The sequence below is a fragment of the Streptomyces roseifaciens genome (genome assembly GCF_001445655.1).
GTDB classification, from domain to species: Bacteria; Actinomycetota; Actinomycetes; order Streptomycetales; family Streptomycetaceae; genus Streptomyces; species Streptomyces aureoversilis.
In genome coordinates, this window is the sequence record NZ_LNBE01000003.1 from 1944071 (window position 1) to 1959412 (window position 15342).

The 15342-nt window shown below is 72.9% G+C and carries 13 protein-coding genes; 4 read left to right on the forward strand and 9 right to left on the reverse strand.

The genetic code is table 11. The features are described from left to right. The first annotated feature begins 72 nt into the window (after positions 1 to 72). Complete coding sequence (locus AS857_RS14175; protein WP_063804250.1) at positions 73 to 1509, forward strand: hypothetical protein; 1437 nt, start codon at positions 73 to 75, stop codon at positions 1507 to 1509. Here AS857_RS14175 and AS857_RS14180 read toward each other — a convergent pair. The 9 genes from AS857_RS14180 to AS857_RS39965 all read right to left on the reverse strand — a co-directional run bounded on the left by AS857_RS14180 (position 1496) and on the right by AS857_RS39965 (position 12004). Next, entirely contained in the window at positions 1496 to 2275 is a 780-nt protein-coding gene (locus AS857_RS14180) for an ABC transporter ATP-binding protein (protein WP_058043453.1), read from the reverse strand. The genes AS857_RS14175 and AS857_RS14180 overlap by 14 nt on opposite strands. Continuing rightward, positions 2272 to 4467: a prolyl oligopeptidase family serine peptidase gene (locus AS857_RS14185; protein WP_144440810.1), complete on the reverse strand. Its 2196-nt coding sequence runs from the start codon at positions 4465 to 4467 to the stop codon at positions 2272 to 2274. The genes AS857_RS14180 and AS857_RS14185 overlap by 4 nt, the downstream gene beginning before the upstream one ends. Beyond that, complete coding sequence (locus tag AS857_RS14190; protein ID WP_058043455.1) at positions 4460 to 5761, reverse strand: MFS transporter; 1302 nt, start codon at positions 5759 to 5761, stop codon at positions 4460 to 4462. Before AS857_RS14190 ends, AS857_RS14185 begins: the two co-directional genes overlap by 8 nt. After that, positions 5758 to 7680 (reverse strand): FtsX-like permease family protein, encoded by a 1923-nt coding sequence (locus AS857_RS14195; RefSeq protein ID WP_058043456.1) that lies wholly within the window; start codon positions 7678 to 7680, stop codon positions 5758 to 5760. Before AS857_RS14195 ends, AS857_RS14190 begins: the two co-directional genes overlap by 4 nt. Before the next feature lie 158 nt (positions 7681 to 7838). Further along, positions 7839 to 7928 carry a class III lanthipeptide gene (locus tag AS857_RS40635; RefSeq protein ID WP_216823968.1) on the reverse strand — a complete coding sequence of 30 codons (90 nt, stop codon included), beginning with the start codon at positions 7926 to 7928 and terminating at the stop codon, positions 7839 to 7841. A gap of 66 nt (positions 7929 to 7994) precedes the next feature. After that, the gene (locus tag AS857_RS40640; RefSeq protein ID WP_216823969.1) at positions 7995 to 8084 is read right to left on the reverse strand and encodes a class III lanthipeptide; all 90 of its coding nucleotides are present in this window, start codon (positions 8082 to 8084) and stop codon (positions 7995 to 7997) included. A gap of 64 nt (positions 8085 to 8148) precedes the next feature. After that, positions 8149 to 8238 (reverse strand): class III lanthipeptide, encoded by a 90-nt coding sequence (locus tag AS857_RS40645; RefSeq protein ID WP_206329932.1) that lies wholly within the window; start codon positions 8236 to 8238, stop codon positions 8149 to 8151. Between the two features lie 18 nt (positions 8239 to 8256). After that, positions 8257 to 10863: a class III lanthionine synthetase LanKC gene (lanKC, locus tag AS857_RS14200; protein ID WP_058043457.1), complete on the reverse strand. Its 2607-nt coding sequence runs from the start codon at positions 10861 to 10863 to the stop codon at positions 8257 to 8259. A gap of 364 nt (positions 10864 to 11227) precedes the next feature. After that, complete coding sequence (locus AS857_RS39965; protein WP_160330227.1) at positions 11228 to 12004, reverse strand: ArsR/SmtB family transcription factor; 777 nt, start codon at positions 12002 to 12004, stop codon at positions 11228 to 11230. A gap of 849 nt (positions 12005 to 12853) precedes the next feature. Here AS857_RS39965 and AS857_RS40650 point away from each other — a divergent pair. The 3 genes from AS857_RS40650 to AS857_RS14215 all read left to right on the forward strand — a co-directional run bounded on the left by AS857_RS40650 (position 12854) and on the right by AS857_RS14215 (position 15019). Continuing rightward, complete coding sequence (locus tag AS857_RS40650) at positions 12854 to 13219, forward strand: hypothetical protein (RefSeq protein ID WP_216823970.1); 366 nt, start codon at positions 12854 to 12856, stop codon at positions 13217 to 13219. Positions 13220 to 13359: 140 nt separating this feature from the next. Continuing rightward, positions 13360 to 13665, forward strand: coding sequence for a helix-turn-helix domain-containing protein (locus AS857_RS40655; protein WP_245699825.1), 306 nt, complete (start codon positions 13360 to 13362; stop codon positions 13663 to 13665). A gap of 265 nt (positions 13666 to 13930) precedes the next feature. Further along, a complete protein-coding gene (locus AS857_RS14215) occupies positions 13931 to 15019 on the forward strand; it encodes a mechanosensitive ion channel family protein (RefSeq protein WP_058043459.1) in 1089 nt (362 codons plus the stop codon). Positions 15020 to 15342: the final 323 nt, after the last annotated feature.

A 15342-nucleotide genomic window follows, 5' to 3' on the forward strand; every position in this document is an offset into this window, starting at 1 on the left:
CCTCGAGGGCACCGCCCCCTCACCTGCTGCGCCGGTGATCCACCGACAGCCCATCGACCGACCGGAGAGCCCGTGTCCGAAGACATCCTGTACGGCCTCGCCGGCAACCCCGCCGCCCCTCCCGACGTGCTCCTGCGCCTACTGCGATCGGAAAGTCCTGATACGGGGGAGAGGGTGGCGCGGCGGGCGGACCTTCCCGACGAGGTGATCGACGCGATCGTGAGCCACCCCGACGTGAAGGTCCGGTCCGCGTTCGCCGAAAGCCCGCTCGCCCCGGGCGCGCAGCGGGCACGCCTGGTCGGTGACAAGCCCAAGGTCCGGCTGGCCCTGGCCGCCGGCCCCCTGATCTTCCGGCGCCGGCCCGAGCCCCTGCCCGACGAGACCTACGAGCGCCTGTTCAACGATCCGCGCCCGATCATCCGCCACGAGGCGCTGATGTCGCCGTCCCTCCCCGCCCGCGTCCTGGCGGGCCTCGCCGACAGCCCCGACCCGGACCTGCGCCACGCCGCCTGCCGCGCATGGCACGAACTGACGCCCGAGGCCCGGGAGGCGCTGCTCGCCGACGAGGAGCCGTACGTACGCCGGGCCGCCGCCCTCCGCGCGGCACCCGGCGACGTGCGCCACGCCGCGGAGCTCGTCGGTGAACTCGACCGCTGGGACCTCGCCCTCCTGCTGACCCACGGCCGGCTCGACCGTGGCCTGGCCGAACGCTACGCGCACAGCGACGAGCCGTCCGAGCGGATGGCGATCGCCGAGAACCCCTCCCTCCCCACCGACCTGGTCGCCCACCTCGCCCGGGACCCCCACCACCCCGTACGCCTCGCCGTCTCCGCCCGCCCGGAGCTCACGGAGACCCAACGCGCGGCCATCGACTACGAGATCGGCCCCGGCGACCGGCTGCGTCCGCTGCTCTGGGTCTGGGAAGCCCGCGAGGACGCCGACGTCATGCGTCGCTGCGTCCACTCCTCCCACATATGGCTGCGCCGCAGTGCGGCCGTCAGCCCGCACCTCCCGCCCGACCTCGTCGCCCGCCTCGCCCGCGACGACGACTTCGCCGTCCGGCTCCTGCTGTGCGAGCACCATCCGGCACCGCCGCCGGAACTCATGTGGCGGATCCTCCTCGAGTGGGACGGCTACACCCGCTGGTGGCTGCTGGACAAGCCCGGCTTCCCCCTGCACCGCCTGGCCGCCCTCGCGCACCACGAAGACCCCGGACTGCGCCGCTTCGCCCTCCGCGCCCCCGACGCCTCACCCGAACTGCTCGACCGGCTCAGCAGGGACGAGGTCGGCTACGTACGCCACGAGGCGGCCGGCGATCCGAGACTGCCCCTGCCCCGGCTGCACGAACTGCTCGCCGACCCCGCAAACGCGTGCTACGCAGCCCAGAACCCGGCCCTTTCGACAGCCGAAATGCGCCGGCTCCTCGACGAGGCGGGCCTGGCCGTCCAAACGACAAGAGGTGCGTCGAGTGGCGCCGTCGCGGCCGGCGGTCCGGTCACAGGTTGTTGAAGCGCTTCATCCGGTCCAGGATCCGGTCGGCGTCCGGGTGGTGGAGTTCGTCGGTGATGCGGCCGTCGGCCAGGAAGACGACGCGGTCGGTGTAGGCGGCGGCCGCCGGGTCGTGGGTGACCATGATGATGGTCTGCCCCATGCGGTGGGTCAGGTGGGCGAGGAGGGAGAGGACTTCGGCGCTGGTGGGGGTGTCGAGGTTGCCGGTGGGTTCGTCCGCGAAGACGATGTCGGGCCGGCCGGCGAGGGCCCGGGCGCAGGCGACGCGTTGCTGCTGCCCGCCGGACAGTTCTCCGGGGCGGTGGCCGAGCCGGTCCGTGAGGCCGAGCGTGGTGACGACCTGATCGAGCCACTGCCGGTCCGGGCGCCGGCCGGTGATGGCCAGGGGCAGGGTGATGTTCTCCGCCACGGTCAGGGCGGGCAGGAGGTGGAACGCCTGGAAGATGAACCCGATCCGTTCCCTGCGCAGGCGGGTCAGCCGGCGCTCGGAGAGGCCGGCCAGGTCGGTGTCGCCGATGAGGGCCCTTCCGGACGTGGGCGTGTCCAGTCCTGCGAGGCACTGCATGAGCGTGGATTTGCCCGACCCGGAGGGGCCCATGATGGCGGTGAACTGCCCCTGCTGGAATGCCACGCTCACACCGTCGAGGGCTGCGACGCGGCGTGCTCCGCTGCCGTACACCTTGCTGAGGTCCACCGCGGAAGCGGCCGGCGGATGGTGTGCGTAGGGCTGGTGTGCCGGGCCGTGGCGCAGGTGTGCCCAGGTCATGCGGTGCTCCTCAAGGACGGTGCGGGTGCGGTCGGCTGCCGGAGCGCCCGGAGCGGGGAGGGCGCGTTCACGTCGGTGGCTGGCGAGGGCGGGTCCGGTCTCGTGGGTGCGGCGAGGCCGGTGCGGGTGGCGAGGAGGGCCAGGACGCGGGCGCTGAGGGCCGTGGCGGCGGTGCCGGTGCGCCCGTGGTGGCCTGTGTCGGGCTGGTGGTCCAGGAGGACGGGCTGCCGGGCGGCGGTCGCCTCCTGGAGCGCGGCGCAGAGTTTCCAGGCGTGCCAGGGAGGGACCCGTGCGTCGTTGCCCCCGGTGATCAGGAGCGTGGCCGGGTAGGACTCGCCCTGCCGTACGTGGTGACAAGGCGAGTACGCCAGGAGCGCTGCCATTGCGGCCGGGTCGGCGGGGTCCCCGTACTCGTCGTGCCACAGGCGGCCCAGGCCGCCGCCCGAGGTGTAGCGGGCCATGTCGGTGAGGGGCGCGGCGCAGGCGACGGCCGAGAAGAGGCGAGGGGCGCGGAGCACCGCTGCGGCCAGCACCAGGCCGCCGTTGCTCGCGGCCAGTGCGGCGAGCTGTCCCGGGCCCGCCTCGCCCTGGTCGACGAGGGCGCGCGCGGCTGCGCACAGGTCGTCGACGGTGCGCGACTTGCCCGCGCCCCGCCCCGCCGCCGCCCACTCCGGGCCGAATTCGCCGCCGCCCCGGGCGTGGACCCAGGCCACGCGCCCGCCGGCGGTGAGCCATGCGGCGAGGATGGGGTCCCAGGAGGGTTCGAGGGGGACGCCGAAGCCGCCGTAGACGGTGACCAGGACCGGGGCCGGGCCGGTGCCGGCGGAGGGCGGGTCGCAGATGGTGACGGGGAGGGAGGTGCCGTCGCTGCTGACGGCGGTCGAGGTACGGAGGGGGGAGTGGCCTGCCGGCGGGGCGACGGGTGGTGCGCCGGGGGTGAGGCGGTGGCTCCAGCAGCCGTCCCGCGGGTCGTCGGCCAGGATCCACAGCGCGTCGCCGGGACGGCCGTCATCACCGTACGAGGCAGGTCCGATGCGCAGCCGGGCGTGCCAGGTCAGGACCGTGGTGCCCCGGCTTCCCGCTTCGGTCGTCGGCTCAGCAGGGACTCCGTCCTCGGCACGCATGCCGTGGGTGGGCTGCATGCCGAGCGTGCCGAGCAGGCTGAGGCGCCGGGTGGTGCCGTGCTGCCTCAGGACCGCCAGGCACGGGTACGGTCCCGGCCCCAGGACGCGCATGGCCTTGACCTCTCCTGGCGTCGGCCCGGCATCGGCGGGGCGGGGGAGCGGGGCGGGGGCCGTGATGTGCCCGCGGGCCGCGTCCGGCAGGGCCAGCGCCGAGACCTCCCGGCCTGTGGCGAGGTAGAGATGGCTCGCGCCGAGGGCGAACGCGGTGATACGGAGGTCGTCGAGGGGAAGGGGCTGCCAGTCGGGCGTGCCGTGGCCGTCCCAGAGGGTGCACCACCACTGTGCCGAGGGCGCCTTCGCCGTCCGGGTGCGCAGCAGCAGATGGCCTCCGGGCCCGCAGTGCAAGGTGATCCTCGCCGGTCCGGGGACGGGAAGTTCCACGGTCCGGTGAGGATGCCGGGCCGCGCTCCGGGCCGGGTCATCACGTAACGGGCGGGCGTGCAGGGTGTGTTCGGTGCGGGTGCCGGCGCTGTAGAGCAGGAGGCCGTCGGCGTAGGCCACGGCGGGGTGGGGTGAGGCGTCGGGAAGGTACGCCGCGGGTGCGGTGCCGTCGGTGGGGATCAGGTGGAGGCCGCCGTTCTCGTGCCCGTCGTGGTGGAGCTGGACGAGCAGGGCGCGGCCGTGGGGGTCGGGGTGCCAGCCCGCCGTCCTGGTGGGGGAGGGGCGGTCGCCGGTGTCCAGGAGGGTGCGGGTGCGGCCGTGCGGGTCGGTCGCGGTGAGGAGTTCGCTGCCGGAGGCGCTCAGCACCTGCCGGAAGAGCATCCCTCCCGCTTCCACCGGTGGGTTCAGGAGGCGGCCCGAAGTGGCGGTCTCGATCCTGTGCAGCAGCGACTGCCAGCCGCGGTCGTCGGTGCGTTCCCGGTGGGCTTCCAGCAGGTGCTGCTGCGTTGTCAGCCACGCGCGCGTGCGTGACGAGTTCTCCTCCAGCCAGCGGTAGGGATCCGCCGGTTCACCGGTCCGCCCGTCCGGCCGGGTACCCTCACCGGCCACTGGCACGCTGTCAGCCACGGCTCGCCTCCACCGTTGGAGCCTCCACCGGCGGCACCTCTCCGACGCGGGCCTCCTGTGCGTCCGTGGCCACCTGCGCGTCCAGGGACTGCTGCGCCTCCGCCGCCACCGTACGGCGGGCGGTGGTGAACCAGCCCACCACGGCCAGGAGGACGACCAGGGCGGCCGCCGCCGTGACCGTCGGCCCCAGGCCGAAGGCGTGTGCGCTCGCTCCGGCGAGCGTGGGCCCGAGCGGGGCGACGGCCTGGGAGAGGAAGCCGCTGGCACTGTGGACGCGCCCCTGCAGCTGCGGCGGCGTGATGCGCATCTGCATCGAGGAGAGCACCACCGTGATCACGGGGCCGCCGGCGGTGGCGATCGCCAGCATGAGGGCCGCGCCCCACGTACTGCGGACCGTGGCGAAGCCGAGCAGCGCGAGGGCGATGACGGCGGTGGCCAGGGCGATGCCCCGGCCTGCGGGGAGTCTGCGCGCCACCGGGGCGGCGATCAGGGATCCGGCCACCGCGCCCGCACCGAAGCAGGCGGTCTGCACGCCCACGGCCACCGAGCCCGCGCCGGTCCTGTCGCAGGAGGCGATGACGACGATCAGCAGGCCGTTGAAGACGAGGTTGAGGACGGTGGCGTTGAGCGCGCCGTAGCGCAGGAAGGGGGACCGCCACAGGAAGCGCAGGCCTTCGGTGACGGCCCGCAGCGCCGGCTGCTGCCCCCCGGTGGGGCCCGCTTTGGCGGGGAGGAGGAAGGCGCAGCAGGCCGCGGTGAGATAGGTCAGGGCGTCGGCGGCGAAGACCCAGGCGGCGTTGGCCTTGAGCAGCACGCCTGCCACGAGAGGGCCGACGATCAGTGCGAGTGCGGCACGGCTCTGGATCAGGGCCAGGGCGCGGGGGAGCAGGTCGGCCCGGACGAAGGTGCGCACGGCCACGTTCTCGACGGGGGCCAGGGTGCTGCCCACGGCGCCGAGGAGGAAGGCGGCGGCCAGGAGGGCGCCCGGGTGGACGGAGCCCGCCGCACGGAGCACGGCCAGGGTGCCGAGCACCAGGGCGCCGACGGCGTTGCCCAGGAGGAGGAGCGTCCGGCGTTCGTAGCGGTCGGCGAGCACCCCGGCGGGCAGCCGGGCCACCACGATCCCCAGGGACAGCGCGGTACTGGTGAATCCGGCGTGCCGGACGTCGCCGCTCACCTGGTAGGCGACCATGGGCAGGGCGATGACCGAGGCCGCCGTGCCCACGGCGGAGGCGGCCTCCCCGCTGAACAGCAGCCAGAACCGCCTGCCCAGCTTCTGCTTCGGCTGCTTCACGCCGCCCTCCTTGCGAACTGTTGCCGGACGGTGGACATCGGGTGGGCGGTCATCACCGAGGGCAGGGCGACCGCCAGGGCGGCGGCGGCCAGGACCGCGGCGGTCCACGGCACGTCCAGGGCGGGCAGCGCCCCGGTGCCCAGGGACGCGGCGAAGGGGACCAGGCAGGCGACTGCCGTGGCGGCCGCCAGCGCCGCCCCGACGGCGGCCGCGCCGAACGCTTCGTAGAGCACGCAGCGCAGCAGCTGGCCTCTGCTCAGCCCGAGGGCGCGCAGGTGGGCGCGCTGGGCGCGGCGGTCGCGCTGGGCCAGGGAGGCGGTGTTGGCCGCGGCCAGCAGCGCGTAGCCGCTGACGACGGAGACGATCAGGCGCGAGGCGAGGTCGTCGGCGGGGTTGCGGGGCTTCAGGTCGTCGAGGTACTGCGCGCGGGAGGCGACGGTCTGACCGGTCTCCTTCGACCAGGAGCGGTACGCACCGCTGAGCAGGATCCGGTCGGCGTACGGTTCCCGGGTGTGCTGCAGGGCCGTGGTGCGGGCGATGACGAACGCCGGGAAGGCGAGGTCGCGTTCGTAGACGGCGACGAGGGTCAGCTCGGGGCGGGACCCGTCCGCCAGGGCGAGCCGGACCTTCTGGCCGAGCCGCCAGTGATGGGCCTCCGCCTGGCCGACGCCGGCGGCGAACGTCCCCTCCCGCAGCGCCGACAGCCGGCCTTCGCGTTCCTTGAGGTCCAGGGACTGCACGAGCGCGGAACCGTCGGCCCCCCAGGCGTCCACGGGAGAGGGCTGGTCGTCGAAGGACGTGGGAGGCGCGGTGATCCGCGTGGACACCAGCACCGTGGCGGTGACGCCGGAGAGCGCTCCGGGCCCGCCGGAGGACGCGGCGGGCTGCGCGGGAAGGCGGTGCCCGGGGCGGGCGGTGACCACGCCGTCGGCGCGCAGCCCGTCGCCCGTCTGGCGCGCGACGGCCTCCCCCATGGTGGCGCCGGTGCCCAGCAGACAGACGGCGATCCCCACCGCGAGCAGGACGGGCACCGCCATCGCCGTCGTCCGCGCGGGAGCCGCCCGCAGCCCGGCGGCGGCGATACGTCCCACCCGCCGGTCCGCGATCCGCAGGACGGCGCACACCGGCCGGGTCAGCAGGGGCACGATCCACGGCGCGAGGACGGCGAGCGTGGGGATGAGCACCAGGGCGAGGCCGGGGGCGACGGCAGCCCGCACCGTCGAGGGGAGTTGCGTGAAGGCCATGACGTACAGCAGCGGAACGCACAGCATCACGGCCATGGTCAGGCCGGTCAGCAGCCGCGCCCGGCTGCGGCGGGAAGCCAGGGCCCCTTCCGTGTCCTTCAGGAGCGCGCCGGGACCGACGCGCCCGGCGGCGAAGACGCTGGCCATCGCGGCCAGGACGGCCACCGCCCCGGTGGCGATGCACACGCCCAAGGCCGTGCCCCAGACCTGGCCCGTGGAGGGCAGGGAGGCAGCTTCGGGGAAGAGCTCGCGGTTCACCAGGAGGCGTCGCCCCGCGTGCGCCAGGGGCAGCATGCCCAGGGCTCCCACGGCGGCCGCGGCGATCGCGAGCCGGGCCACGTCGCCGGCGACCAGGCGCCGCAGCCGCCCGGCCGTGACGCCGAGCGCGCGCAGTACGGCGAACTGCCCGAGCCGCTGCCCCGTCCACAGCGACACGGTCGAGCCGATCACCAGCACGGCGCACATCAGCAGAATGGACAACAGCAGCGAGAGCAGGTTGCGGGCGTCCTGGGCCTGGGTCGCCGCCACGGAGCGGGCGGGGAAGTCCGCGCGGCCAGCACCGATCAGGAGCAGCGTGCAGGCGCCCACTCCCGCCGCCGTCATGGCACAGGCCATCGCGGCTCCGGCCAGGCGGCCGGGGTAGGCGCGCGCTTCGGCGAGGAAGAGGCGGCGCATTCGCATCGGTCCGGCGAGGGGGCGAGAGGGGTGGGACGCCTCGGACACTGTCTTCTGCCCTCCACAGTGCGTAAGCTGGAAGCAGCGCAGGGGAGGCCACCCACATTGTGGCCTCCCCGCGCTCATTTACGGCCGGTGCGACCGTTGATGACATAGCGTCAGTGGCACACGACGACGCTGACGGAGCTCAGAGGAGCGTCGAGGACAGTCTCCTCGTCGAGCTCCTGCAGGGCGAGAACGTTCAGCATTCCTTGTCACCTCCTTCAGGGGCGCGGTGGGGAAGGGTCGGTCCCGGTCTGCGCCGGGGCGGTCTTTCAGTGGCAGCCGCCGAGGCTGATGGTGCTGATGGGGGCGTCGACGATCGTCTCCTCGTCGAGCTCCTGCAGGGCCAGAATGTTCTGCATGTCCGTTCACCTCCTTCAGGGGTGTCGTGGGAGAGGGCCGGTTCCGGTCTGCGCCGGCCGAGTGTCAGTGGCACACGACGACGCTGACCGAGCTCAGGGGAGCGTCGAGGACGGTCTCCTCGTCGAGCTCCTGCAGGGCGAGAATGTTCAGCATGGCTTCTCACCTCCTCTCTCAGGCTTGTGGGGCCGGGTGGTCCGGAGCGTCGCTCCCGGCGGGCGGCCACCCGCAGGTGGGGTGGGCGCCGGGGAGCAGACGGCTGCCGGGGTTCTGGGCGGCGACGAGCGCGATCACCGCGCCGGCGGAGCCGGTCGCCAGGTCCGCCGAGAGACGGACCAGCTGGTCGCCGTGCAGGACGTGAGCGTCCTCGTACGGCGCCAAGTGCAGGGAAAGGGCGCGCAGATGGCTGTCCAGCTCTGCTCGCCACCGCCCCGTACGGGCCGGGGCGTGGGAGAGCAGGTACGCCAGCCCGGAGCGGCCGTTGAACAGCCCGCCCTGCAGGACGACTTCCACCGCGCCGGCCCGGGCGGCGCCGGCCACGATGCCGTCGGCACCGACCGCGGCCGCCTGGGGCGGGGGAAGCGCGAGGGCGGCCATCGCGACGCCGGCGGAGCCTTCCGCCAGGTAGGGCAGCAGCCGGCTCGAACTGTGCATCTGCAGCATGCCGTCCACGTCACGGGCGTGCACCAGGTCGCAGCGTACGGCGCGTTCGGCCGCCGCCGCCCATTGCAGGTCTCCGGTCACTTCCGCGCAGCGGGCCAACAGCACCGCCGGCCCCGACCAGCCGTACATCAGCCCCGGCCGGTCCAGCAGTCCCTTGACCCCCACCCGTTCACGTACCCGCAGGGCGAGGGCGAGTGCTTCGTCCTTCAGCCCGACGTCCAGGAAGAGGTGAGCGATTCCGGACAGTCCGCCGAAGAGGCCCGGTGAGGCGGGCAGGGGACCGGCCAGGAGGCGGTCGACCAGGTTCGCGCCCTGCGGGTGCCCGAGCCGGTGCAGGATCCACGCGGCACCTGCCAGCCCGTCGTAGAGACCGGGCGGCGCATCCAGGGGAGCCCGGAGCGCGGTATTGGCCAGCCATTCCACGTCCTCCCCGGAGACCGTGCTCCCGGCGGCATGCCGTGCCCACAGCACGCCCGGCGTGCCGTACGCGAGCCCCATTGAGGCGCCCGGACGGTACCCGGCCACGTCGCAGGGGTAGCGCCGGTCCTTACGGCCGGGGTCGGCGGAGCGGGAGATGCCTTGCAGCAACGTTTCCGCGGTCGGTGCGGTCGGTGCGGTCAGCGTCGGTGGGTCGGTGGGGATGCCGCCGGGTGCTCCTGCGGGTGTTCCTGCAGGCGTTCCGGGAGGTGGCAAGTGGGGGCGCAGCGTGGGCGACAGCGCCAGGAGTTCGGTCATCTGCCGGACGAACTCCGCCGGCAGGGAGGGGAAGGACGCACGGGCCAGTCCGATCAGTGAGGCCACGACGCGAGGGTTGCGCAAGGTCAGCACGGTGAGGGGGACGAGGGCGGCGAGCTGGCAGCAGCCCAGGGCGAACAGGTCCGCCTCGCGTGGATCGGTCAGGGCGGGGTCGGCGAAGCCGGGCGCCCCCAGCGCCGCACTGCGGACCGAGTCGAGCGGGGCGGCGAGCTCGAAGTCCACGAGCGCCACGGTGCCGTCGGGCCGGATCAGGATGTTGCGGTGGTGGAGGTCGCCGAAGGCCACTCCGGCCTCGTGCAGCGCCCGTACGCATCCCGCGACCTGTTCCATCCGCTCGACGACGGAGGCGGCGAAGCGGCTACGGGCCGCCGCGGCGGGCCGGTGGCGGGTGAGCGGGTGCTCGCGCCCCAGCCAGGCGCTGACGGTCTCCCCTTCGACGTACTCCATGGCGAGGTAGTGGTGTTCCCAGGCCGTGAAGGAGCCGTACCGCCGCGGGACGAACGGCAGGTGCCCGAGTCTGCCGAGGACCGCGTCCTCGGTGCGCAGTCTCGCGACCGCGTCCAGGCCGTTGGCGTCGAGGCCGGCGTGCGGCCGGGCCTCCTTGAGGACGACTTGTCCGCCGTGGCCGTCGGCCGCGAGGTACACGCCCCCGCCGTTGGAGAAGTGGAGTGCTTTGCGGACCTCGTAGCCGCCGAGTGAGGCCGGCGCGCCGTCGGCCGCCGGCTGCTCCGCGAGGAAGTCCGGGACGTCTGCCCACGGAGGGACGGTGAAGACCGGGCGGCGGGGGTCGGGCACGAGCTGCCCCTGCGGGGTGCGCATCGCGGGGACCCGTGTGCCGTCGGCGAGTTCGCACCACATCAGCGTGAAGGCTCCGTAGCGGACCGATACCGGGCCGTCGTTCCAGCGCCGGTCGGACAGTACGTAGGGCCCGGGCCGTCCGCGCATCGCCGTCTCGAGCTCCTCCAAAGCCGTGCGCAGTTCGTCCGTGGTCCGGGGGTAGACGGTCACGGTCTTGCCGCTTGCGGCCCGGTGGGCGTACTTGGTGTTCATCGCGGCGACGATCTGCCGGCTGCGCAGGAACTTCCACGGCAGCCCCAGCCGCCGGCAGACGTTCCAGGCTGCCTCTATCGTCTCCTCGGCGGCTCCGGGCGTCGCACTCACGTGGATCTTCCAGCCCTGCTCCGGCAGCTTCGCGGCGTCACCGGGCGTCAGGAATTGCCATACGCCCTGGTGTTCCCGCCGCCATCCCTCCGGGAGTTCCCGCACGGAGAGGGAGACCAGGGAATCCGAATCCTGGCAGCGGTCCAGCGGCTCGTACCACGTGGAATCTGCGATGGTGTACGTCTCGTACCTCGGATCCATGGTGCCCTCCCGCCGTGCTGCAGGCGGCATCTTCTTATGCCGTCGTCAATGTCTGAAAAGGGTTACTGGTTACCGGAGTTCTGCGACCGGTGCGACCGGTGCGACCGGTGTGTGGAACGCTTTTCCGTTCCGCTACGAGAATCCTGCACCTGCTCGCCACCGCCCGGCAATCGGCGTAAGCCCACGCTTAACCGGAGATCTACCATCCGGTAATGCGTGGGGCGGGCGGCCCGGATCCACATCGTCAAGCGATATCCGTCGAATTCCGGAGAGTTGCAGGCATCCGGCCGGACAGGCGCGCGGTATCCGCAACGCACGGGTCCGCCGAGCAGCCGGGGAACGCCGACGGCCGGGAGCCGAGTCATCACAGTGCCACCGCAGCCGCGGGCGTCCGTCTGTCCCGGGCCTGCGGCAACGCCGCCCCGCGCAGCACCGGTTCTGCCGCGTGACGTTCCGTCGCATGCCTCTCGGTCGGATGCTGCTCGGCCGGGTGCTGCTCGGCCGGGTGCCGCTCCGCCGCCTCGCCCCGTAGCAGGAGGTGGCCGAGACGGGTGACGGTGTGGATCGCATGGCTGCGGTTGCGACGCGTCGAGACCAGGCCGGCGGCCCGCAGGACGGCCATGTGCTGGCTCACCGCGGCCGCGGACACGCCCAGCCGTTCGGCCAGCTCGGCGTTGGTGCAGCCCTCGCGCAGCGCGCGCAGTGCGGCCGCTCTGGTCCGCCCGACCAGGGCGGCGAGGCTGTCCGGCCCGCACTGCGGACCGGCTGCCCGTCCGCCGCCCAGCAGCCGCGTGAGCTCCTCCGGCCCCGGACGGTCGGGAAACACCAGGACGGGGGCGCGGTGCGCGCCCTGCCGGGCCGGCGGGAGCACATGCCCTGCGCGCTGCAGGAACAAGGACGGGGCCAGCACCAGCCCGCTGCCGTCCAGTTCCCTCTCTCCGGAACGTACGCCCGCGATCTCCAAGGCCGGTGCGTTCCAGCGGATTCCCGGACCCAGCGAGTCCAGCAGCACTTCCACGCCGTCACGGCACATGATGTCCCGCAGGGTGTCCCGGACCTCGCCGAGATAGGCGCGGATCCGCCCCCAGTGCGGTGCGACGGCCATCTGCTGGAAGTCCTGGACCGCGGAATGCACGGACACGGCGGGAACCCCGGCCCCGTTCGGGGGAACCATGGTGTGGCGTCCCCCGCCGGTACACAATTCCAGCAGCTTTCCCGGACCGCCCGGAACCCGGATCAGCGTCGCGACCCGCTCCATTCTCGGATCGGGCCGGCGGCCGCCCCCGCACACCCCTTGCCGCCATGCGCGAAAACCTTCTCCACGGCCTTCCCGGAGCGCCTCCAAGGCGAACAGCGCCTCCATGGACAGGAGATCCGATTCACTGATCCTCACGCGTGCCAGGTCGTCGACCGACAAAATGATGCGATACATGAAGAGCGGCCCCCGCAGCGATCGGCTCCGCCTGGATGCGCGGCGACGTCCCGGTGCCGGCGGACGGAGCGTTGGCCAATGCTGATGTGCATGGTTCCCGGCTCCCGGGTCGCACGGGGGATGGATAATCGAGTCCGTCACCTCAGCAGACGGGCACCGGAAAACGACACGGTGACCTCCTGCCGCTGCTTGCGCACCCGTCAGCCGACGTCCGGCGGTCGATCGGCCCCGCCCGCGCGACGAACGGCGCGGCTGCCGGCCTTCCGGCGCGGCTACCCTCCTGCTCATGGAGGCACTGGTCGTACGGCTGTCGCAGTTGGATGCGGAAGCAGGGGGCGCCATCCGCGTCGTCATGTTCTACGACACGCTGATGCGCCGCCGGGTGGACCTTCCGGCGCTCGCCCGGGCCTCGGCGGGCCTCGCCGAGTGCGTGGCGGGGATCCGGCTCTTCGGCACGGGGCGCACGGGCAGGGGGTCACTGCGTACGGGCCTACCGGGCAGGGGGCCACTACGCACGGGTCCACCACCCACGGCCCCACCGCGCGCGGGTTCACGACGGTGCCGATCACACTGGACGAGGAAGAGATCGGTGCCGTGTGGCTGGAACGTCCCGGCCCGCCCGGCCCGCCCGGCCCGCCCGGCCCGTTCGACGACCTGCTGCTGGACCGGCTCGCCATCGCCGTCGCCGCGGTCGTCGAGCGACACGGACCGGCCTTCACCACCATGGCCGACCCCGCCCTGGTGGAACTCGTGATCAGTCCCGGCAGCGACGAGGCCGCCAGAGCCCGGGCGCTGCGGCTCATGGGGTTCTCCGCCGGTCTGCCGGTCCGCGTCGCCGCCGTGCGGTCGGAGATCCCCCTCGACCACGTGGGCGGATCGATCTGCGCGACCCGCCCGGTGAAGGCGGCGAAGTCGCCGGAGTAGGCGTCATCCTGGCCTCGGCGATCGCCGCGGACCGGCTCCCGGCAGGCGTACGCGCGGGCATCGGCACCGCCGGCTGCCCGGCCCGGTCGTGGCGGCAGGCCCGCACCGCCCTCCGCTTCACCAGCCCGCGCGAACCAGCCGTGCACTACGACGGACTCGGCGCCCTCGCCCTGCTCGCCGAGATACCCCAGGACCTCTCCCGGGACAACGCCGACGTGGCCGCGATCGCCCGCATGGCCGGCAGCCCGGACGACCTGGAGACCCTCGACGCCTACTGCACCACCGGATCCCTGCGCCGGGCGGCCGACCTCCTGCACCTGCACCACAGCAGCGTCGCCCGCCGCCTCGACCACATCGGGACGACCCTGGGCATCGGACTCACCGAGCCCGCCGGCCTGGTCCGCGCCAGACTCGCCCTCACCGCATGGCGGCTGCACGGCGACTGACACCTCGCTCCCCACGCGCCCGTGAGCTGCGCCTTCCGTCGGCAGGGCAGGGCTCGCTGACGGAGTGTCGGAACTGCCACCCGTGCGTGCAGGTGTGAAACCGGCGTGGTGCAGGATGACTTCTCGCGCCGGGTCACTGCCGTGGCCCGGCGCGAGCACGATCCGTCGGGACAGACAGGTACAAGGTGACGAATCATTACTCCGGGCTTCCGGCGACGGCGCGCGACGCCGCCGCTTCCTCCTCCGCAGGGCGGGGAGGACGCCGGTGAACCGGGATCTGACACTGCATGACATCATCGTCGCCGGCATCGCCGTCGCCGCGGGCCTGGCCGTCGCCCTCGTGCTGCGAGTGGTTCTGCGCTGGCTCGGCGTGCGCGCCCTCAGAACCCGCTGGCAGGGCGACGACATCATCGTCGACGTGCTGCGCACGCTCGCACCCGGATGCGCGGTCGCGGGCGGCGTGGCGGCGGCCGCCGGAGCCCTCCCGCTCACCCGCCAGGTCGGCCACGTCGTCGACGAGGTGCTGATGGGCGCCGTCGTCCTCATCGCGACGTTCACCGCCGCCCGGGTGATCAGCGGACTGGTGCGCTCCATGGCGCAGTCCCGATCGGGCGTGGCCGGATCGGCCACGATATTCGTGAACATCACGCGCATCGCGGTCCTGGCGCTGGGCTTCCTCGTCATGCTGGAAACCCTCGGCATATCCATCGCCCCGCTGCTCACCGCCCTCGGCGTCGGCGGCCTGGCGATCGCCCTGGCCCTGAAGGACACCTTGGCCAACCTCTTCGCGGGCGTGCACATCCTCGTCTCGAAGACGGTCCAGCCGGGCGACTACATACGGCTCAGCAGCGGTGAAGAGGGCTACGTCCGCGACATCAACTGGCGCATCACGGTGGTCGAGCAGCTCAACAACAACCTGGTCATCATCCCGAACGCCAAGCTCGCCGGCACGAACATGACCAACTTCAGCAGGCCGGAACAGAAGCTGGCCGTCACGGTGCAGGTGGGCGTCGGCTACGAAAGCGACCTGGAGCGCGTCGAGCGGATCACCGTCGAGGTCGCCGAGAGCGTGATGAAGGACGTCGACGGCGCCGACCCCGACTACGAGTCCGCCGTGCGGTTCCACACGTTCGGGGACTCCCGGATCGGCTTCACCGTGATCCTCGGAGTCGGCGAGTTCAGCGACAAGTACCGGATCAAGCACGAATTCATCAAGCGCCTGCACCAGCGCTACCGCGCCGAGGGCATCCGCATCCCCGCCCCGGCACGGACCGTCTCCCTGCAGCAGGCCGAGGGGACGACCACGGAGACCACGATCCCGCACCCCCGCGCGTCCCTCGACCAGGCTTCCTGAGCACCCTGGAGCCCCCCGGAATCCGCTGACGCTGTGCGTATTCGTGCTTGCTTTGTGTTGTTTCGGGGGTGGTGGCGTGTGAGGCCGCGCATGAGGCCTGGATCACTTACGAAATGTGTTAGTAAGAAGTGCGGCGGAATCCGGGGGCGGTGCCGCTATTTCCGTGCCGGGCAATGAACGGTCGTAGTAGGTCACAGCCCTTGTCAGGGGTTTTCGTCGCCGCTAACAATTACGGGGTCGCTGGGCGCCGTCGACCGAGAAACGGCGCTTGATTTCTGCGCCGCTTCAGGGCCGGGCGACATCCGCGATTGGAAGGTTCAGCT

Bases quoted from the DNA above. Each gene is read 5' to 3' on its own strand.
- AS857_RS14180 (WP_058043453.1), bottom strand. From the start codon at position 2,275: ATGACCTGGGCACACCTGCGCCACGGCCCGGCACACCAGCCCTACGCA.
- AS857_RS14195 (WP_058043456.1), bottom strand. From the start codon at position 7,680: ATGCGCCGCCTCTTCCTCGCCGAAGCGCGCGCCTACCCCGGCCGCCTG.
- AS857_RS40635 (WP_216823968.1), bottom strand. From the start codon at position 7,928: ATGCTGAACGTTCTCGCCCTGCAGGAGCTCGACGAGGAGACTGTCCTC.
- AS857_RS40640 (WP_216823969.1), bottom strand. From the start codon at position 8,084: ATGCAGAACATTCTGGCCCTGCAGGAGCTCGACGAGGAGACGATCGTC.
- AS857_RS40645 (WP_206329932.1), bottom strand. From the start codon at position 8,238: ATGCTGAACATTCTCGCCCTGCAGGAGCTCGACGAGGAGACCGTCCTC.
- lanKC (WP_058043457.1), bottom strand. From the start codon at position 10,863: ATGGATCCGAGGTACGAGACGTACACCATCGCAGATTCCACGTGGTAC.